Genomic DNA, 19,275 nt, shown 5'->3' with positions numbered 1-19,275 from the left:
GGTGTGGGGCTGTGGGGTTGTGGGTTGGTCGTTTGTTGAGAATTGCACAGTGGACGCGAGCATCTTTGTGGTCAAGTTGTCAAGGGCGAACGGTGGATGCCTTGGCACCAGGAGCCGATGAAGGACGTGGGAGGCCGCGATAGGCCTGGGGGAGCTGTCAACCAAGCTGTGATCCCAGGGTGTCCGAATGGGGAAACCTGGCTGGAGTCATGTCCAGTCACCCACACCTGAACACATAGGGTGTGTGGGGGGAACGCGGGGAAGTGAAACATCTCAGTACCCGTAGGAAGAGAAAACAAATAGTGATTCCGTGAGTAGTGGCGAGCGAAAGCGGATTGAGGCTAAACCGGCTGCGTGTGATACCTGTCAGGGGTTGCGTGGTTGGGGTTGTGGGACCCTGCTGAATGAGCTGACACTTGTTCGAGAAGTTACAAAGCCAGTTGCTAGCCGAACAGTCTGGAAAGGCTGACCGTAGGCGGTGAGAGTCCGGTAGGTGAAAGTGGCTGGTCTTCTGTGGGTGTTCCCGAGTAGCGGCGGACCCCTGTAATCTGCCGTGAATCTGCCAGGACCACCTGGTAAGCCTAAATACTTCCTGGTGACCGATAGCGGACGAGTACCGTGAGGGAATGGTGAAAAGTACCCCGGGAGGGGAGTGAAATAGTACCTGAAACCGTTCGCCTACAATCCGTCGGAGCCTTGCGGGGTGACGGCGTGCCTTTTGAAGAATGAGCCTGCGAGTTAGTGGCATGTGGCGAGGTTAACCCGTGTGGGGGAGCCGTAGCGAAAGCGAGTCTGAATAGGGCGATTCAGTCGCGTGTCCTAGACCCGAAGCGGAGTGATCTAGCCATGGGCAGGCTGAAGCGCGGGTAAGACCGCGTGGAGGGCCGAACCCACCAACGTTGAAAAGTTGGGGGATGACCTGTGGTTAGGGGTGAAAGGCCAATCAAACTCCGTGATAGCTGGTTCTCCCCGAAATGCATTTAGGTGCAGCGTCGCGTGTTTCTTGCCGGAGGTAGAGCACTGGATGGTCTAGGGGGCCCACAAGCTTACCGAAATCAGCCAAACTCCGAATGCCGGTAAGTGAGAGCGCGGCAGTGAGACTGCGGGGGATAAGCTTCGTAGTCGAGAGGGAAACAGCCCAGATCACCAGCTAAGGCCCCTAAGCGTGTGCTAAGTGGAAAAGGATGTGGGGTCGCATAGACAACCAGGAGGTTGGCTTAGAAGCAGCCACCCTTTAAAGAGTGCGTAATAGCTCACTGGTCAAGTGGTTCCGCGCCGACAATGTAGCGGGGCTCAAGCACACCGCCGAAGCTGTGGCATTCACATTTTAACCACGCAACGCCTTGATGTGTTGTGCAGGTGTGTGGATGGGTAGGGGAGCGTCGTGCCGGGGGTGAAGCAGCGGGGTGACCCAGTTGTGGACGCGGCACGAGTGAGAATGCAGGCATGAGTAGCGAAAGAAGGGTGAGAAACCCTTCCGCCGGATGACCAAGGGTTCCAGGGCCAGGCTAATCCGCCCTGGGTGAGTCGGGACCTAAGGCGAGGCCGAGAGGCGTAGTCGATGGACAACGGGTTGATATTCCCGTACCCGCGAAAGAGCGTCCCTGATGAACCTCGTTGTGCTAACCACCCGAACCGGCTGCGATCTTCGGATCAAGGTTGGGGAGCGTGGGAACCTGGCGGGTAGTAGTCAAGCGATGGGGTGACGCAGGAAGGTAGCTGAGCCCGGCCGGTGGTTGTGCCGGGGTAAGCGTGTAGGCCGGTGTGTAGGCAAATCCGCACGCCATGAAGGCTGAGACGTGATGCCGAGCCGATTCAGGTGAAGTCAGTGATCCTATGCTGCCGAGAAAAGCCTCTAGCGAGTTCTTAGCGGCCCGTACCCCAAACCGACACAGGTGGTCAGGTAGAGAATACCGAGGCGATCGGGCGAACTGTGGTTAAGGAACTCGGCAAATTGCCCCCGTAACTTAGGGAGAAGGGGGGCCGGAGACGTGAAGCCCCGCGCGGGTGGAGCGTTGTATGGCCGCAGAGAGCAGGGGGAAGCGACTGTTTACTAAAAACACAGGTCCATGCGAAGAAGTAATTCGATGTATATGGACTGACGCCTGCCCGGTGCTGGAACGTTAAGGGGACCTGTTAGCTCCTTCGGGGGCGAAGCGGAGAACTTAAGCGCCAGTAAACGGCGGTGGTAACTATAACCATCCTAAGGTAGCGAAATTCCTTGTCGGGTAAGTTCCGACCTGCACGAATGGCGTAACGACTTCCCCACTGTCTCAACCACAGGCCCGGCGAAATTGCATTACGAGTAAAGATGCTCGTTACGCGCGGCAGGACGGAAAGACCCCGGGACCTTTACTATAGCTTGACATTGGTATCCGAATTAGCTTGTGTAGGATAGGTGGGAGCCGGTGAAGTCCATACGCCAGTATGGGTGGAGGCAATCTTGAAATACCACTCTGGTTGATTTGGGTATCTAACTTCGGACCGTTATCCGGTTCAGGGACAGTGTCTGGTGGGTAGTTTAACTGGGGCGGTTGCCTCCTAAAGGGTAACGGAGGCGCCCAAAGGTTCCCTCAGCCTGGTTGGCAATCAGGTGTTGAGTGCAAGTACACAAGGGAGCTTGACTGTGAGACTGACAGGTCGAGCAGGGACGAAAGTCGGGACTAGTGATCCGGCACTTGCGAGTGGAAGCGGTGTCGCTCAACGGATAAAAGGTACCCCGGGGATAACAGGCTGATCTTCCCCAAGAGTCCATATCGACGGGATGGTTTGGCACCTCGATGTCGGCTCGTCGCATCCTGGGGCTGTAGCAGGTCCCAAGGGTTGGGCTGTTCGCCCATTAAAGCGGTACGCGAGCTGGGTTTAGAACGTCGTGAGACAGTTCGGTCCCTATCCGCCGTGCGCGTAGGATACTTGAGAAGGGCTGTCCCTAGTACGAGAGGACCGGGACGGACGAACCTCTGGTGTGCCAGTTGTCCCGCCAGGGGCACGGCTGGTTAGCTACGTTCGGAAGGGATAACCGCTGAAAGCATCTAAGCGGGAAGCTCGCTTCAAGATGAGGTATCCCACCCACCTTTGGTGGGGTAAGGCCCCCAGCTAGACGACTGGGTTGATAGGCCGGAAATGTAAGCCCGGTAACGGGTTCAGTTGACCGGTACTAATAGGCCGAGGACTTGACTACTAAGCTGCTACGCGTCCACTGTGCAACTCACAGCAAACGAACAACAGACCACATTGTGTGTGTGGTGTTGTTTGATATGTTGATAGAGTTACGGCGGTCATGGCGGAGGGGAAACGCCCGGTTACATTCCGAACCCGGAAGCTAAGCCCTCCAGCGCCGATGGTACTGCACTCGGGAGGGTGTGGGAGAGTAGGACACCGCCGGACAATCTTTCAGTTCAGGGCCACCCCGTACGGGGTGGCCCTGAACTGCTTTCCGTGAACGGGAGCCCGTCAGAAGGCGTAGCGGACCCGGCAGTACGGTGCCTTCGCGGCGATCAGGTCCGTCAACGCCGCCACGTAGGCGCCCTTGCTGCCGGTGCGGTACCGCACGTTCCAGCCGCCGGTCTGCGACCGCTTCGGCTGCTGGAGATCCGGCCGCCAGAGGATCTCCTCGGCCTTCGGGTGCCAGCCGAGGTTCACCTCGTGCAGCCGGTCGTTGTGGGTCAGGAAGATGACCTCGGCGGCGAGCTGCGCCTTGGCGGCGGGCCCGAGCGCGTCGTCGAGCTGGTCGAGCAGCTCCGCCCAGTCGTCCAGCCACCCGTCGCGGACCACCACCGGGCTGAAGTTGACATGCACCTCGTAGCCGGCCGCGACGAAGTCGTCGATGGCGGCCAACCGCTCCGCGACCGGGGAGGTCCGGATGTCGAGCAGCTTGGCGTCGCGGGCCGGCATCAGCGAGAACCGGACGCGGGTCCGGCCCCGGGGATCCCAGTCGAGCAGGTCACGGTTGACGTGCTTCGTGGCGAACGTGGCCTTCGCGGTGGGCAGGCCCCGGAACAGGGTCACCAGGTCCCGGACGTTGTCGGAGATGCGGGCGTCCAGCGAGCAGTCGGAGTTCTCGCCGATGTCGTAGACCCAGGCGGCGGGGTCGCACTGGTTCGGCTCACTTTTGACGCCTTGCCGGCCCACGTGCCGGCCCAGGTAGCCGGTGATCCGGTCGATGTTGGCGAAGACCGTCACCGGGTTGCTGTAGCCCTTGCGGCGCGGCACGTAGCAGTAGGCGCACGCCATCGCGCAGCCGTTCGCCGTGGACGGGGCGATGAAGTCGGCCGAGCGGCCGTTCGGGCGGGCGGTGAGGGACTTCTTGACCCCCAGCACCAGGGCCTCCGTCTTGATCCGCACCCACCGGGCCACGTTCGTCTCGTCCCCGTACAGCTCCGGGATGCGGGAGTGGCTCTCGACCTCGACGCGCTCCGCGTCGGGAAAGCGCTCCAGCACGGCCCGACCACGGGGCAGCGCGGCGGCCTCCGGCTCCACGTAGATCCGCCGGATGTCGAACAGCCGCGGGTGCGGAGCAACGTCGGTCACGAAAGGGACAACTGCGGACCGATCGGTGTTGTTCCCGCACCCCGGACGCACCGTTTTCGCGCCCGTGCCGCGGGTACCCGGGCCGCATGCCCGAGGGCCACCTCGTCCACCGGTACGCGCGCGAGCAGCACGCCGCCCTCGCCGGGCAGGTCCTCGCCGTGTCCAGCCCGCAGGGTCGCCTCGACGCCGGCCCGTACGACGGGCGGCGGTTGCGCGCGGTGGACGCGTACGGCAAGCACCTGCTCTACCACGTCGACGACGCGCCAGCCCTGCATGTGCACCTCGGCATGCGCGGGCTGTTCCTGCGTCACGACGACCCGGCCGTCCCGCCCCGCAAGGGCGTCCGGCTGCGCCTGGCCCGCGCCGGCGTCGCGTACGACCTGATCGCGCCCATCCGCTGCGAACCGCTTCCGGACGACGGCGAGCGCGCGCTGCGGGCCTCGCTCGGCCCGGATCCGCTGCGTGCCGACGCCGACGGCGAGGACGCGGTACGCCGGCTCGGCGCCGCCAGGGGCGCGGTCGGCGCGGCGCTGCTCGACCAGGCGGTGTGGGCGGGCCTCGGCAACGCCTGGCGGGCGGAGCTGCTCTTCCTCGCCGGCCTCGACCCGGACGCCCGGGCGGTCGGTCCGGCACCGGCCCGCCGGCTGTGGGAGCTCGCCGTCGGGTACCTCACGCTGGGCCGCGACGCCGGCCAGGTGGTCAGCGACCCGGCGGCGCCCGACGAGCGGTGGGTCTACAAGCGGCCGACCTGCCGGCGCTGCGGCGCCCGGGTGCGCACGTGGCAGCTGGGCGGTCGCACGGCGTACGCCTGCCCGGTCGACCAGCCCGCGGCCTGACCCGTCCCCGGGCCGCCGGTCCGCCGGGATACCCCTCGGCCGGGAGGAGAGGTCCTTCCGGCCGGACGCCGCGGCGGTCGTCGGGAGCGGGCGTCCGGTGAAGGGGCAGGCATTCGGTGAAGGGGCGGGCGCTCAGTGGCGGGGCCGGCGCGAGGCGGCGAGCCGCAGGGCGTTGCAGACGTCGGCGACGCCCCGGACGTCCCAGGCGATCTCGCCGGCCACCCGCCGGGTCTCCGGGCCGGTCACGACGCCCGCGAGGATGACGACGCGGTTCTGGACGGTCACCACGATCTGCTGGCGGCGGGTGGTCCAGTCGCTGCTCAGCCGCTGGGCGACCAGCGCCGCCAACCGGCCGTCCTCGTCGTCCGGCGCGGGGCCCGGCGGCTCGGGGCGGAACGCGCCCTCGTCCGGGTACGGCCAGGGGATGAGCATGGCGTGCTTCCTCTCGATGGTCTGCGGCCGGGTGGTCCGGGCCCGGCGATCGGGTCAGCGGGACGACGCGTCGGTCACCGCCGCCGCGCGGAGACCGCGCGGATCCGGCCCGGCGGCGACGGCCGCCAGCCCGGCGGTGTCACCTGTCCCGCCCGGGGAGAGCCGCCGGAACGCCTCCTGCGGGCTCGCGAAGACCGGGAACAGCCCGTCGAGCCGCATGGTGTGCAGCACGGTGCGGATGAAACGGGACGGAGCGGCCAGGCAGAGCACGGCGTTACGCTCCCGGGCGTCGCGGTGGGCCCGGACGAGCAGCGCGAGCCCGCTGGCGTCGATGAGGTGCACCCGGGTCAGGTCGACCACCACGTGCCCGGCGACGTCCACCGCCTGCCCTAGCGCGGACCGCAGCTCGTCGGTGGTGTCGACGTCGACGTTCCCGGCGGCTGTCGCCGCCGCGACGTCGTCGAGGTGGTCCACGCCCGGCACCCCGCCCTGACCGGTGGCGTCGGCGTCGCCCCCGCCCGCGAGACCCGGCAGGCTGCACCGGGGACAGCGGTGCGGGCCCGTGGCGAACGGCGAGCCGCTCCAGCCGTGTTCGGCCACCAGGGTCCAGACGACCTCGGCGTCGGGCAGGACGCAGGCGGTGCCCGTGGTGGTGTCCCCGCAGCTGTCGCAGATCAACGTCATCAGGTGCTCGTCCGGTACGACGGTCATCGTGTCTTCCTCCACGGGAGGTCGGGCCGTGCCACGCGCCGGCCCGCGACCGGCGGCGTCTGGGCGGTGTCGAGGTCCGGCCCCGTCCCGCGCGGCGGGGCGGCGGCGCGCCGGGGGCCGGCCGTGGCCGCCACGAGGGCGACGCCGACGACGGCCGAGGCGGCCGGCACGCCGACGCGCCACGCGCCCGACCGGTCGGTGTCGAGGCCGACGATGCGGGCCAGGATGACGCCGAGCAGCGCGGTGACGATCCCCGCCACCAGGGCCAGCCAGGCCGGCACCTCCCGCCGGCGCGGGGTCACCCACCAGCCCGCCCCGGCGACGAGGAGGCCGACGGCGAGTGCGGTGAGGAGACCGGCGACGGTCATCTGGTCCCTCCTGCCGGGCCGGTCGGCCGACGGCAGCCGGCCCACGGATGTTTCCCCACCACCCTCGGCGCCGCCCGTGGCGCGGGTCACGCGGTTGTATGACAGTTGCGTGACAAAACCGCCGAACGCCGGACACGGTTGGGCGCCCGTCGCCGCCTTGGGGATGATGCCGGTATGACGGACGTGCTGGTGATCGAGGACGACGACCGGATCCGTCTGGCGTTGCTGCTCGCGCTCGAGGACGAGGGCTACCGCGTCCGGGGCGTGGCCACCGCCGAGGAGGGACTGCTGCGGCAGCGCCGGGAACCGGCCGACACCGTACTGGTCGACCTGATGCTGCCGGGCCTCGACGGCTTCGAGTGCATCCGGCGGCTGCGCCGCGACGACGACGTGCCGATCGTGGTGGTCAGCGCCCGCGACGACACCCACGACATCGTCGCGGCACTGGAGGCGGGAGCCGACGACTACGTGGTCAAGCCGGTGGCGATCAAGGAACTGTCGGCGCGGCTGCGCGCCCTGCGGCGCCGGGCCCGGGCGGCGCCCGAGCCGGTACCGGTACTCACCTTCGGGCAGCTGGAGGTCAGCCCGGACGCCGGGGAGGTACGCCTGGCGGGGCAGCCGGTGCCGGTCACCCGCACCGAGTTCCGGCTGCTGTGCGAGCTGGCCGAGCACGCCGGCCGGGTGCTGTCGCGCCACCAGCTGCTGCAACGGGTCTGGGGCTACGACACCGGCGACGAGCGGCTCGTCGACGTGCACGTGGGTCGGCTGCGGCAGAAGATCGAGGACGATCCGGGCAACCCCCGGCACCTGGTCACCCTGCGCGGCCTCGGCTACAAGCTGACCCGGTGAGGCGCCTCGGACTGCGGGCCCGGGTGTCCGCCGGGTTCGCGGTCGGCGCGCTGCTGCTGTCGGCCTCGATGGCGCTGGTCTCGTACGAGCTGACCAGGCGATCCCTGCTGGACGAGCGGGAGCGCACCGCCGTGCGGGCGGCGTACTTCGACGCGGCGGTGGTGCGTACCGGCCTGGACACGGAGGCCCCCGACGTGGTGGAGGTGCTGCGGTCCCTCGACACCGGCGGCAACCGCCGGCCGCTGCTGCACCGCGGCGACGACTGGTACGCCCGTACGGCCGACGCCGGCCTGACCGCCGCCATCCCGGTCGACCTGCAACAGCTCGTCCGCGCCGGGGAACCGGCCGTGCAGCGGGTCCGGGTCAACGGCCAGCCCACCCTGCTCGTCGGCCTGCCGCTGGCCCCGTCCACCAGCTACTACGAGCTGACGTCGCTGCGCGAGCTGGACCAGACCCTGCGGGTCCTGGCGCTGGCACTTACCGCCGTGGCCATCGTGGTCGCCGGGTCCGGCGCCGCCCTGGGCTGGTACGCCACCCGGCACAGCCTGCGGCCGCTGACGGCGGTGGCCGACGCCGCACAGGAGATCGCGGCGGGCAACTTCTCCGCCCGGCTCGCCGCGACCACCGACCCCGACCTCACCCGGCTCTCCACGTCCTTCAACCACATGGTCGACCAGCTCTCCCGCCGTATCGAGCGGGACCGGCGCTTCGCCGCCGACGTCAGCCACGAGTTGCGCTCGCCGCTGCAGACCCTCTCGGCCGCGGCCAGCGTCCTGGCCCGTCGCCGGGCCCACCTCGACGAGCGCACCGCCACCGCCGCCGGCCTCGTGGCCGATGAGATCACCCGGTTCCAGCAGCTTGTCGACGACCTCATCCAGCTCGCCCGCAGCGACCAGCCGGTCGACCGGACGCCGGTCGACGTGGCGGCGCTGGCCCGGCGCGTCTGTCAGGTCCGTGGGCTGCCGGCCACGCTCGTCCGGGTCGGCGCGGGTGTCCCGCCCACCTGGCTGGTCGACGAGCGTCGGGTCGAGCAGATCCTGGCCAACCTGGTCGACAACGCGCTGCGCCACGGCGGCGGGCCGGTGGCCGTACGGCTGTCGCAGCGGGACGGGACGGGGATCGTCGAGGTCGACGACGAGGGGCCGGGCGTGCCGCCGGAGGACCGTGACCCCATCTTCGACCGCTTCGTCCGTGGCCGGGCCGCGCACTCGCGGGCCGACGGCGACGGCACCGGGCTCGGGCTGGCCATCGTCGCGCAGCACGCCGCCGCGCACCGGGGACGGGCCGACGCGGGCGACCGCCCCGGCGGGGGCGCCCGCTTCCGGGTCGAGCTGCCCGGGGTGCTGCCGTGACCTGCCGCGCGGCCGTGCAGCCGCCGCCCGCCGCGACCGGCCGCATCCCCGTCCGCGTCCCGTCCGCGTCCGGCTGGCGGGCGGGCCGGTGGCGGGCCGTCGGCGGCGCGCTCGTCGTGCTGGGGCTGCTGGGCGGCTGCGGCGTCCCGATCGAGGGCGCCCCGCGCGCCGTGGCACCCCCGCCCGGGCCGTTCCCCTCGCCGGGGGCGATCGTGGCGACACCGACCCCCACCCTGACCGCGGGGCGGACGACGGAGGTCCTCTGCTTCGTCAGCGACGACCGGCTGGTCCGCGTCGAGCGTCGGGTCGACGGCACGCCCACCGTCGACGCCCAGCTCCAGCACCTGCTGGCCGGCCCGACCACCGCCGAGCGCGACCGGGGCCTGACGACGGCGCTGCCCGGGGCCGTGCCGGTCGCCGCCGCCCGGCCGCGAGGCAACGAGGTCGACGTGGACCTCGGCGGGGCCGGCGACGAGACGGGCCGCAGCGACGAGGTCCTCGCCTTCGGGCAGATCGTCTGCACCCTGACCGCCCGCTCCGACGTCGACACCGTGGCCTTCTTCCGGGCCGGGGCCCCGCTGGGGGTGCCGCGGGCCGACGGGTCGCTGTCCCGCCGGCCCTTGACCGCCGACGACTACGCCGGCCTCGTGGCACCCCGCTGACGGAACCGGCCCGTGCTGCGGACGCCCCGACGGGCCCGCGCCCGACGGCGCCCCGCCCGGTGTCCAGGGGTGGCCCGCTCGGTGCCCCCGACGCGGTCTCCGTCCGGTGCCCCGACGGCGGCCCCCGACCGGTGCTGCGGAGGCGGGCCGTCGGGCACTCCGGGGGCAGGCTGCCCACGGTGTCGCGCGGGCGTGGTCAGCCGCCGAAGGCGGTGAGGAACCGGTCGCGGAAGGCGTCCATCGGCCAGACCGGCGCGCGCGGCCCGGGCCGGAGTCCGTCGTCCCAGCCCCATCCCGAGATCCGGTCGAGCACGGCCGGGTCCCGGGCGACGACGGTGACCGGCACCTCCCGGCTCGCCCCGGCGCCGGTGACGACCGGGGCGGGCTGGTGGTCGCCGAGGAAGACCAGCACGAGGTCGTCGTCGCCGTGGGTCTCCAGGTAGGACACGAGGGTGCCCAGGGAGTACTCGACGGACCGGCGGTAGCCGGCGCGGGGCTGCGACGACGGGTTGCGGGTGGTCTCGGCGTGGAAGACGGTCCCGTCGCCGACCCGCGACCAGTCGACGAGGCGCGGGATCTTCGTCCAGGGGGAGTGGCTGGACACGAGCGCGATCTCGGCCATCACCGGAGCGCGATCCGCCCGGGAGCGCTCCAGGCGTTCGAAGGTCGCCAGGGTGTACTGGTCGGGCATCGGGGCGTAGCTGAACTTCGGCCCCCGGTAGCCGAGGCTGCGGGCGTCGTAGAAGCGTTCGTAGCCGAAGAAGGCCCCCTCCGGCCAGGGCCGGGTGGCGGCCGGCATCACCCCCACCGTGCGCCAGCCGGCCCGCCGGAAGGCGCCGCCCAGCGTCAACCGGTCGCTGGCCAGCAGGCTGCGGTGCCGCTGGTCGTTGTCCACCCACATGCCGGACAGCAGCGTGGCGTGGGCCAGCCAGCTGCCGCCGCCGGTGGTCGGCGAGGTGAGGAACCCGCTGCGCGAGGCGAAGCCGGCGGCCCGTAGCCGGCGGTCCCCGTCGGCCAGCACGGCGCCCACGCCCGGGGCGTACTCCGGGTTCTCCACCGCGTCGCGCCCGTAGCTCTCCACGAAGGCGACCACCACGTCCTTGCCGCGCAGCGCGGTCAGCAGGCGGTCGCCGGGGGCGTCCCGGAACGCGTCGACGCCGACCTGGGCCGCGAAGACCTCCCGGTCGCGCAGCCGGGCGCGCACCTCGCGGGCGTGGTCGCCGACCAGGTCGGTCGCGGCGGCGTCGGCCACCGGCACGCCGGGGGACACCCGCACGCCGAACGTGGCGCAGGCCAGCCAGACCACCACCAGCGCGGCGACCGTGCGCCGGGTGGCGGCGCGGTTTTGCACCAGCAGGGGGGTCAGCCGCAGCACGGACCGCGTCGTCGCGAGGAGCACGGCGGCGAGCAGCAGCACGGCCGCGACGACCGCCCCGGCGGCGCCCACCCGCCCGGCCGAATCGGTGAGGAACCCGATCGCGTCGTCGAGCAGGGCCCAGTCGAGCACCAGGTCGAAGGGGCGGCCGAGCGTCGCGAGGAAGCCCAGGTCGGCGACCTTCAGCAGGGCCAGCAACCCGAGCAGCGCGCCCACGAACGCCGCCACCGGCCGCCGCGTGCGGGCCGGCAGGGCGAGCAGCACGGCGACCGCGAGCAGGCCTTCGAGGGGCACCCGCACGAACGCGCCGGGCGTGAGCCGGGCGGGCTGGTGCGGCGCGGTCAGGGCGACCAGCACCAGCAGGGCGGCCAGCGCGGTCGTCACCCGCGCCGCGCCCCACCGTCGTCGGCCCGTTCCTTCGGAGGTACGGGCGCGCGCCCCGGCAGCCGACCGGTCGGTCGCGGGCGGCGACGAGGTCGGCTCGGTCGCGGGCTGCGACGGGGGCCGGTCAGTCACGGGTGGCGACGAGGTCGGGGCGTACCGCCGCGGGCCGGAGCCGGCGGCGCGGGGCGCCCGGCGGCACCGCCCGGGCCGAGCGGCGCCGCCACAGCCACCCGACGTCGCGGCCGAACGACTCGACGAGCAGGGCCAGCGCGACCGCCAGCACCAGCGCGTCGCCCGGCCCGGGCAGCACCCCGGCGGCCGCGACCAGCAGCAGCACGCCCTGCGCCGCCGCGACGACCTTGCGCCAGTACCTCGGGGGCAGCGGCCGGCGCAGCCAGGGCAGCACCCACCCGGCGGCGACGAACGCGTACCGCATGGCGCCAAGGGCGAGCACCCAGGCGCCCACGGCGGGCGCGACGGCCGCCCCGAGCACGAGGATGAGGAACGCGTCGACCTCCATGTCGAAGCGGGCCCCCAGCGCGCTGGCGGTGCCGGTGCGCCGGGCCACGTACCCGTCGACGGCGTCGAGGGCCAGCGCCACGGCGGTGAGGGCGACCAGCACCCCGACCGACGCGGCCCGGTCGACGGCGGTCGGGGCGAGCGCGTCCCCCGTCAGCGCCGTCACGCCGCCGACGAGGAGCGCCCGGGCCAGCGTCACCCGGTCGGCCGGCCCGAGGGCGTACGCGCCCGACCGGCGCAGCCCCCGGTCGAGGATCAGGCACAGCGCCGCCCCGTACGCGGCCCCGGCGAGCCAGCCCGCCGGGCCGAGACCGACCGTCGCGGCCAGCCCCGCCAGCAGGACAATCTGGACGATCAGCCCGATCGCCGGGTCTTTTCGAACCGTGGGCACCGTGCCTCCGTGTCTATTGTCGACGACATCCGACAGGAACTACGGGAAATACCGTCGTTCGGTTCGCCCCGGATGCGGGTGAGGAGGAGCCGGTGACCGGTGAGGCGCGCGCCTTCTGGCTGCGTACGCCCGGCGAGGGTGAGATCCGGTCGGTCCCGCTCGCCGACCCCGGCCCGGACGAGGTGCTCGTCCGCAGCCGGTACTCGGGCGTCAGCCGGGGCACGGAGACGCTGGTCTTCGCCGGCCGCGTCCCCGCCGACCAGCACGCGGCGATGCGCGCCCCGTTCCAGGAGGGGGACTTCCCGGCACCGGTGAAGTACGGCTACCTCAACGTGGGGGTGGTCGAGCGGGGCCCGGACGAGCTGTGCGGCCGGACCGTGTTCTGCCTGCACCCGCACCAGAGCGCGTACGTGGTCCCGGCCGGCGCGGTGGTGCCCGTGCCGGACGCGGTGCCGCCCGCCCGCGCGGTGCTCGCCGGGACGGTGGAGACGGCGGTGAACGCGCTCTGGGACGCCGCGCCCCTGGTCGGCGACCGGGTGAGCGTGGTCGGCGGCGGCATGGTCGGCTGCTGCGTGGCGGCGCTGCTCGCCCGCTTCCCCGGCGTGCGGGTGGAGCTGGTCGACACCGATCCGGCCCGGGCGACCGTCGCCGCGGCACTCGGCGTCGGCTTCGCCCCGCCGGAGGAGGCCGCCGGCGGGCGGGACCTCGTGGTGCACGCCAGCGCCACCGCCGCCGGCCTGCAACGCTCGCTGGAGCTGCTCCGGCCGGAGGGCACCGTCGTCGAGCTGAGCTGGTACGGCGACCGCACCGTCGCGCTGGCGCTGGGCGGGGCGTTCCACTCCGGCCGGCTGAGCGTGCGCGGGAGCCAGGTGGGCGCCGTCGCGCCGGTCCGACGGGGCAGCCGCAGCTTCCCCGACCGGCTGGGGCTCGCCCTGGAGCTGCTCGCCGAGCCCGCCTTCGACACGCTGCTCACCGGCGAGTCCCGCTTCGCGGAGCTGCCCGACGTGCTGGCCCGGCTGACCGCCGGCAGCCTCCCGGCACTGTGCCACCTCATCACCTACGACGGAGAGTGACCCGTGTTCAGCGTGACCGTCCGAGACCACATGATGATCGCCCACAGCTTCCGGGGGGAGGTGTTCGGCCCGGCGCAGCGCCTGCACGGGGCGACCTTCGTCGTGGACGCCACCTTCCGCCGTCCCGACCTCGACGCCGACGGCGTGGTGGTCGACATCGGGCTCGCCACCGACCAGCTCAAGGCGGTGCTCGGGGAACTGACCTACCGCAACCTCGACGACGACCCGGCCTTCGCCGGGGTGAACACGACCACCGAGGTGCTGGCCCGCGCGGTCGCCGACCGCCTGGCCGAGCGGATACGCGCCGGCGACCTCGGCGCGGGCGCGCGCGCCCTGGCCGGCATCACCGTCACGCTGCACGAGTCGCACGTCGCCTGGGCCAGCTACGAACGGTCGCTCTGAATGGCGACGGTGCACGTCGTGCTGCCGAACGACATCGACGACCCGGCCGAGCCGAGCGGCGGCAACGGCTACGACCGCCGGCTCTGCCGGGGCCTCGCGGCGGCCGGCTGGACGGTCCGCGAACACGCCGTGCCCGGCGACTGGCCCCGCCCCGACCGGGCCGCGCGCGCCGGGCTCGCCACGGTGCTCGCGGCGCTGCCCGACCGGGCGCCGGTCCTGCTCGACGGGCTGGTCGCCTCCTGCGTGCCGGAGGTGCTCGCCCCGCACACCCGGCGGCTGCGCCTCGTCGTCGTCGTGCACCTGCCGCTGGAGCACGACGCCGAGGCGGCCGCCCTGGCCGCCGCCGACGCGGTCGTCACCACCAGCGAGTGGACCCGTCGGCGGCTGTTCGACCGGTACGCGCTGCCGGCCGACCGGGTGTACGTCGCCCGGCCCGGCGTGGACCCGGCCCCGCCCGCGCCCGGGTCACCGGCCGGCGGGAACCTGCTCTGCGTCGCCGCCCTCGCCCCGCACAAGGGGCACGACGTGCTGGTGGAGGGCCTGGCGGCGGTCGCCGACCTGCCCTGGAGCTGCGTCTGCGTGGGGCCGCTGACCCGGGACCCGGGGTTCGTGGCGGCCCTGCGGCGGCGGGTGACCGGGCACGGTCTCGCCGACCGGGTGCGCCTGGTCGGCCCGCGCACCGGGGCGGCCCTGCACGCCGCGTACGCCGCCGCCGACCTGCTGGTGCTGGCCTCGCGCCGGGAGACGTACGGGATGGTGGTCACCGAGGCCCTCGCGCGGGGCGTGCCGGTGCTCGCCACGGCGGCCGGCGGGCTGCCCGAGGCCCTGGGCCGCGCGCCCGACGGCGCGGCGCCGGGACTGCTCGTGCCGCCCGACGACCCGGTGGCCCTGGCCGGCGCGCTGCGGCGCTGGCTCGGCGAGCCCGACCTGCGCCGGGCGCTGCGGCGGGCGGCGCGCGGGCGGCGGCGCACGCTCGACGACTGGACGGTCCCCGCGACCGTCGCGGGCGCGGTGCTGGCCGGGACGGCCGCGGCATGACCGGGCACCTGCCGCCGCGCTTCGCGCACTGGCTGGCGCTACGGGAGCCCGCCGACGCGGCGGCCCGCGCCGAGGAGCTGGTGGACCTGGTCCGCCCCCGGCTGGCCGGCGCCGGACCGCTCGTCGTGCACGACCTCGGCGCCGGCACCGGCGCGATGGGCCGCTGGCTCGCGCCGCGGCTGCCCGGCCCGCAGCACTGGATCCTGCACGACGCAGACGCCGACCTGCTCGCCCGCGCGGCCGCCGGGATGCCCGCCGCCGGCGACGGCGGACCGGTCACCGTCGAGGTCCGCCGCGGCGACCTCACCCGGCTGACGGCCGCCGACCTGGCCGACGCGTCGCTGGTCACCGCGTCCGCGCTGCTGGACATGCTCACCGCGGCGGAGATCGAGCGGCTCGTCGCGGCCTGCGCCGGGGCGGGCCGCCCGGCCCTGCTGGCCCTGTCGGTGGCCGGCCGGGTGCGGCTCACCCCGGCGGCTCCGTGGGACGGGCGGATCGCCGCCGCGTTCAACGACCACCAGCGACGCACGGTCGACGGGCGCGCCCTGCTCGGGCCGGACGCCGTGCACGCCTGCGCGGCGGCGTTCGCCCGGCACGGCGTCGACGTGGTGCTGCGGCCCAGCCCCTGGCGGCTCGGCCCGCAGCGGGCGGAGCTGGCCGGCGAGTGGTTCACCGGCTGGCTCGACGCCGCCTGCGAGCAGCGGCCCGAGCTGACCGGCCCGACCCGGGCGTACGCCCGCCGGCGCCGCGCCGAGATCGCCGCCGGCCGGCTCGACGTGCTGGTCGAGCACCTCGACCTGCTGGCCGGCGGTGGCTGAACCGGGTGCCCCGCCGGTGCGCGACCACCGGCGGGGCGGGCATCCGGGACGGGCCCGGCCGGTGGCGCGCCGGTGCTGGCCGTGGGCGCGGACGCTCGGTGGCGGGGGCGTGCTGGCCGTGCTGCTGGGCTGGCTGGGCGCCGGCCCGTTCCTCGCCGGGATCCGCCTGGTCGACGGCCCGGCGCTGGCCGCCGCCGTCGCCATCGGAGCGCTGACGACGGGCTGCTGCGCCTGGCGGTGGAGCCTCGTGGCCAACGGGCTGGGGGTGCGGCTGCCGCTGCCGGCGGCGCTCGCGCACTGCTACCGGGCGGTGTTCCTGAACTCGACTCTCCCTGGCGGTGTGCTCGGCGACGTGCACCGGGCGGTGCGGCACGGCCGCGACGTCGGCGACGTCGGCCGGGGGGTGCGCGCGGTGCTGTGGGAACGCGTCGCCGGGCAGGTCGTGCTGGCCGCCGTGGCGGTGGTCGTGCTCGCCGCGTTCCCGTCGCCGGTGCGGCCCCACCTGCCGGCGGTGGCGGCGCTGCTGGTTGTCGCCGGGCTGGGCGTCGTCCTGCTGGCCCGCGCCCTGCCCGCCGCCGGGCCGTCGCGGTGGGCGCGGGCGGCGCGTGCGGCGGTGGCCGACGTGCGCGCCGGGCTGCTCGGCCGCCGCGCCTGGCTGGGCGTGCTCGTGGCCTCCACCGTGGCCGTCGCCGGCCACCTCGCGACGTTCGTGCTGGCCGCGCGCACCGCCGGCTCCACCGCGCCGCTGACCCTGCTGGTGCCGCTGACCCTGCTGGCGCTGCTGGCCATGGGGGTGCCGGTGAACGTCGCCGGCTTCGGCCCCCGCGAGGGCGTGGCCGCGTGGGCGTTCGGCGCCGCCGGCCTGAGCGCCGCCGAGGGCGTCGCCACCGCCACGGTGTACGGGGTCCTGGTGCTCGCCGCCAGCCTGCCCGGCGCCGCCGTCCTGCTGGTCCGCCGTGCCCGCGTGCCCGCCGGCACCCTCTGACGAGGAGCCCGATGTCCGAATCCCCGCCCACCGCCACGGTCCGTACGCAGGTCACCGTGCCGCTGCGGTTCCCCGACGGATACCTCACCACCGCCCGGGTGTTCTCCTTCGACGGTCTCGTCGACGGCCGGGAGCACCTCGCGTTCGGGCTGGGTGACCGGGCCGGCCCCGTCGACGGGGCCACGGCGCGCCCGTCACCGCCGCTGGTCCGCCCGCACAGCGAGTGCCTGACCGGGGACGTGTTCGGCAGCCGGCGCTGCGACTGCGGCCCCCAACTGCGCGAGGCGGTCGAACGCATCGCCGACGCCGGCGGCTACCTGCTCTACCTGCGGCAGGAGGGACGCGGCATCGGCCTGTACGCCAAGCTCGACGCGTACGCGTTGCAGGACGCCGGGCTGGACACCTACGAGGCGAACCTGGCGCTGGGCCACGAGCCGGACGAGCGGGACTACACCGTGGCCGCGCAGATGCTCGCCGCCCTGGGCGTGGACCGGGCCGCCCTGCTGAGCAACAACCCGGACAAGGCCGCACAGCTTCAGCGGCTCGGGGTGACGGTCACCGCGCGCGTACCCACCGGGGTGCACCTGTCCCCGGCGAACGCCGGCTACCTGGCGGCGAAGGCCGGGCGTGGCGGGCACGCCCTCGACCTGCCCCTCGTCCGTGACTGACCGCCCGTACGTCCTGCTCAGCTGCGCCACGTCGATGGACGGCTACCTCGACGACGCGAGCGGGCAGCGGCTGCTGCTGTCCAACGAGGCCGACCTGGACCGGGTCGACGCGGTCCGGGCGGGCTGCGACGCGATCCTGGTCGGCGCGGGCACGGTCCGTCGCGACGACCCGCGGCTGGTGGTCCGTTCCGCCCGGCGGCGCGCCGAGCGCGTCGCGCGGGGCCTGCCCAGTTCCCCGACCAAGGTGACGGTGACCGGCTGCGGCGACCTGGACCCGACGGCCCGCTTCTTCACCACCGGCGACGCCGACCGGATCGTCTACTGTGCCACCCCCGCCGTGGCGAAGACGGGGGAGCGGCTGGCGGGCCGGGCCACCGTCGTGGACGCGGGCGAGCCGGTGGAGCCGGCGTGGCTGCTGGCGGACCTGGCCGGCCGGGGGGTGGACCGGCTGATGGTGGAGGGCGGGGCGAGCGTGCTCGGGCAGTTCCTCACCGCCGGCCTCGCCGACGAGCTGCACCTGGTCCTGGCCCCGTTCTTCGTCGGTGACGGGCGGGCGCCCCGGTTCGTCGGCGACGGGAGCTTCCCCTGGCATCCCGGCCGCCGGGCGCGGGTGGCGGAGACCCGCCAGATCGGCGACGTCGTGCTGGTCCGCTACGCGCTCTCGGAGCGCTGCGACGTCACCTGAGCGGGCACCACCCCGAGCGCCTCGTCGACCCGCTCCAGCACGGCGACGTCGTCGTGGCCGACGCCGCGCAGCAGGTCGATGGCGGTCGCCCGGATCTGGCCGACGATCATCGTGACGGGCAGCGCCGGGTCGGACGCGAGCAGCCGGCCGGCGACCCGGACCGCGGTCATGGCCGCCTCGTCGGCCCGGGCGGCGTGCCGGGCGGCGTCCTCGCCGGTCAGGTCCGTCGCGACGGACTCGCCAGCGGCGCGTACGGCGGCGGCCAGGGCGGGGATCGCGTCGCCCAGCTCCGGCGGCGTGTCGGCGCACAGCCGGGTCAGCGTCACCCCGGCGCGGGCCAGGACCCGGACGTTGCGCACGGCGTAGTCCAGCTGCCGGGCGGTCGCCTCCACCTCCCGTACCTGCCCGACGTGCCGCCGCCGGCGGACCCGGAACCGCAGCGTCTCCCCGGTGGCCCGGACCGCCGTGCGCAGCCGGTCCACGCAGTCGTCCAGCTCCCGGGCCCGGTCCAGCGCCGTCCGGGCGGCGGTCTCGTCGCAGCGGGCGAGCGCGTCGTCGAGCGCGTCGAGCACCTCGGCGAGGTCGGCGAAGCTCTGCCGGGCCTCCCGCACCAGCGGGGCGAGGGGGTCGCGGGCCGCCAGGAGCTGGCTCGCGGCCAGCGCGACCGCGCCGCCGATCAGCGCGTCGACGAACCGGAAGGGCATCAGCGTGCCGCTGGGCGCGGCGACCGCCACCAGGTACATCGCGGAGACCGCCGCCTGCACCACGAGGGTGGTGCGGGCCCCGATCGCCACCATCAGGCCGGTGGTCAGCAGCAGCACCAGGAAGACGGTGCCGGTGCCGGGGCCGAGCGCGTACACCAGCAGTTCGGCGACGAGCACCCCGGCCGCGACCCCGAGCAGGATCTCCACCGTCTGCCGGACCCGCCGCCCCCGTGCCTCGCCCAGCACGACCAGCGCGGCCGTGGGCGCGAAGAACGGGTCCGGGTGGCCGATCACCCGCGCGGCCAGCATCCAGGCGACGGTCGCGGCGAGGGTCAGCTCGACCACGGTCATGCCGTCGTCGCGGATCCGCCCGCGTGCGCCCCGCCACCACTGTCGCACCGTCGGCACCCCCTCTTCCGGTCGGGGCGCGCTCCACACCGGACCCGCTCGCCGGGCCGGCGCCGAGGACCGCCCCGGCGAGCCCCCCGTTCCG

General features: G+C 73.5%; 16 protein-coding genes, 2 rRNA genes and 1 pseudogene. 13 read left to right on the top strand and 6 right to left on the bottom strand.

What is annotated here, in order from left to right; translation table 11 throughout:
- Nucleotides 1-69: 69 nt before the first annotated feature.
- Together AC0OO9_RS01960 and rrf are read left to right on the top strand one after the other, a co-directional pair.
- Nucleotides 70-3,181, top strand: a 23S ribosomal RNA gene (locus AC0OO9_RS01960).
- 89 nt (nucleotides 3,182-3,270) lie between these two features.
- Nucleotides 3,271-3,387: ribosomal RNA gene (gene rrf / locus AC0OO9_RS01955) — 5S ribosomal RNA — on the top strand.
- 66 nt (nucleotides 3,388-3,453) lie between these two features.
- Here rrf and AC0OO9_RS01950 read toward each other — a convergent pair.
- Nucleotides 3,454-4,530: a spore photoproduct lyase family protein gene (locus tag AC0OO9_RS01950; RefSeq protein WP_484515073.1), complete on the bottom strand. Its 1,077-nt coding sequence runs from the start codon at nucleotides 4,528-4,530 to the stop codon at nucleotides 3,454-3,456.
- An 86-nt stretch (nucleotides 4,531-4,616) separates the two neighbouring features.
- On the opposite strand from AC0OO9_RS01950, the gene AC0OO9_RS01945 reads away from it, so the two are divergent.
- Nucleotides 4,617-5,366: a DNA-formamidopyrimidine glycosylase family protein gene (locus AC0OO9_RS01945; protein ID WP_484515071.1), complete on the top strand. Its 750-nt coding sequence runs from the start codon at nucleotides 4,617-4,619 to the stop codon at nucleotides 5,364-5,366.
- Nucleotides 5,367-5,498: 132 nt separating this feature from the next.
- Here the strand turns inward: AC0OO9_RS01945 and AC0OO9_RS01940 are convergent, their stop codons facing one another.
- From AC0OO9_RS01940 to AC0OO9_RS01930, 3 genes are read right to left on the bottom strand one after another with little or no spacing between them, the layout of a single operon-like run.
- Complete coding sequence (locus AC0OO9_RS01940; protein ID WP_484515069.1) at nucleotides 5,499-5,798, bottom strand: BON domain-containing protein; 300 nt, start codon at nucleotides 5,796-5,798, stop codon at nucleotides 5,499-5,501.
- A gap of 54 nt (nucleotides 5,799-5,852) precedes the next feature.
- The gene (locus AC0OO9_RS01935; protein ID WP_484515067.1) at nucleotides 5,853-6,509 is read right to left on the bottom strand and encodes an STAS domain-containing protein; all 657 of its coding nucleotides are present in this window, start codon (nucleotides 6,507-6,509) and stop codon (nucleotides 5,853-5,855) included.
- A complete protein-coding gene (locus tag AC0OO9_RS01930) occupies nucleotides 6,506-6,877 on the bottom strand; it encodes a GlsB/YeaQ/YmgE family stress response membrane protein (RefSeq protein WP_192581595.1) in 372 nt (123 codons plus the stop codon). The genes AC0OO9_RS01935 and AC0OO9_RS01930 overlap by 4 nt, the downstream gene beginning before the upstream one ends.
- A gap of 174 nt (nucleotides 6,878-7,051) precedes the next feature.
- Between AC0OO9_RS01930 and AC0OO9_RS01925 the strand changes: the two genes are divergently transcribed.
- The 3 genes from AC0OO9_RS01925 (at nucleotide 7,052) to AC0OO9_RS01915 (ending at nucleotide 9,740) form a co-directional block, all read left to right on the top strand.
- A complete protein-coding gene (locus AC0OO9_RS01925; protein WP_484515065.1) occupies nucleotides 7,052-7,726 on the top strand; it encodes a response regulator transcription factor in 675 nt (224 codons plus the stop codon).
- Nucleotides 7,723-9,078, top strand: a complete 1,356-nt coding sequence (locus tag AC0OO9_RS01920) for a sensor histidine kinase (protein WP_484515062.1) — start codon at nucleotides 7,723-7,725, stop codon at nucleotides 9,076-9,078. Before AC0OO9_RS01925 ends, AC0OO9_RS01920 begins: the two co-directional genes overlap by 4 nt.
- A 116-nt stretch (nucleotides 9,079-9,194) precedes the next feature.
- Complete coding sequence (locus tag AC0OO9_RS01915; RefSeq protein WP_484518121.1) at nucleotides 9,195-9,740, top strand: GerMN domain-containing protein; 546 nt, start codon at nucleotides 9,195-9,197, stop codon at nucleotides 9,738-9,740.
- A gap of 196 nt (nucleotides 9,741-9,936) precedes the next feature.
- Here AC0OO9_RS01915 and AC0OO9_RS01910 read toward each other — a convergent pair.
- Nucleotides 9,937-12,409 (bottom strand): annotated as a pseudogene (locus tag AC0OO9_RS01910) (CDP-alcohol phosphatidyltransferase family protein).
- A gap of 92 nt (nucleotides 12,410-12,501) precedes the next feature.
- On the opposite strand from AC0OO9_RS01910, the gene AC0OO9_RS01905 reads away from it, so the two are divergent.
- From AC0OO9_RS01905 to AC0OO9_RS01875, 7 genes are all read left to right on the top strand, one after another.
- The gene (locus tag AC0OO9_RS01905; protein WP_484515060.1) at nucleotides 12,502-13,482 is read left to right on the top strand and encodes a zinc-dependent alcohol dehydrogenase; all 981 of its coding nucleotides are present in this window, start codon (nucleotides 12,502-12,504) and stop codon (nucleotides 13,480-13,482) included.
- A gap of 3 nt (nucleotides 13,483-13,485) precedes the next feature.
- Entirely contained in the window at nucleotides 13,486-13,884 is a 399-nt protein-coding gene (locus AC0OO9_RS01900; RefSeq protein ID WP_484515058.1) for a 6-pyruvoyl trahydropterin synthase family protein, read from the top strand.
- Complete coding sequence (locus tag AC0OO9_RS01895; RefSeq protein ID WP_484515057.1) at nucleotides 13,885-14,922, top strand: glycosyltransferase family 4 protein; 1,038 nt, start codon at nucleotides 13,885-13,887, stop codon at nucleotides 14,920-14,922.
- On the top strand, nucleotides 14,919-15,740 hold the full coding sequence (locus tag AC0OO9_RS01890; protein ID WP_484515056.1) for a methyltransferase domain-containing protein: 822 nt from the start codon (nucleotides 14,919-14,921) through the stop codon (nucleotides 15,738-15,740). Before AC0OO9_RS01895 ends, AC0OO9_RS01890 begins: the two co-directional genes overlap by 4 nt.
- Nucleotides 15,741-15,801: 61 nt before the next feature.
- On the top strand, nucleotides 15,802-16,725 hold the full coding sequence (locus AC0OO9_RS01885; protein ID WP_484518120.1) for a lysylphosphatidylglycerol synthase transmembrane domain-containing protein: 924 nt from the start codon (nucleotides 15,802-15,804) through the stop codon (nucleotides 16,723-16,725).
- Between the two features lie 11 nt (nucleotides 16,726-16,736).
- The gene (locus AC0OO9_RS01880) at nucleotides 16,737-17,393 is read left to right on the top strand and encodes a GTP cyclohydrolase II (protein WP_484515054.1); all 657 of its coding nucleotides are present in this window, start codon (nucleotides 16,737-16,739) and stop codon (nucleotides 17,391-17,393) included.
- Nucleotides 17,386-18,078 (top strand): RibD family protein, encoded by a 693-nt coding sequence (locus AC0OO9_RS01875; protein WP_484515053.1) that lies wholly within the window; start codon nucleotides 17,386-17,388, stop codon nucleotides 18,076-18,078. The genes AC0OO9_RS01880 and AC0OO9_RS01875 overlap by 8 nt, the downstream gene beginning before the upstream one ends.
- On the opposite strand, the gene AC0OO9_RS01870 is transcribed toward AC0OO9_RS01875, so the two are convergent.
- Nucleotides 18,045-19,181: an FUSC family protein gene (locus AC0OO9_RS01870; protein ID WP_484515051.1), complete on the bottom strand. Its 1,137-nt coding sequence runs from the start codon at nucleotides 19,179-19,181 to the stop codon at nucleotides 18,045-18,047. The two genes, AC0OO9_RS01875 and AC0OO9_RS01870, sit on opposite strands and share 34 nt — an antisense overlap.
- Nucleotides 19,182-19,275 lie beyond the last annotated feature (94 nt).

The sequence above is a fragment of the Micromonospora sp. USAFONa4 genome (assembly GCF_057197825.1).
Note: the sequence above shows the minus strand (reverse complement) of the source record. Positions and strands in the feature narration are given on the sequence as shown.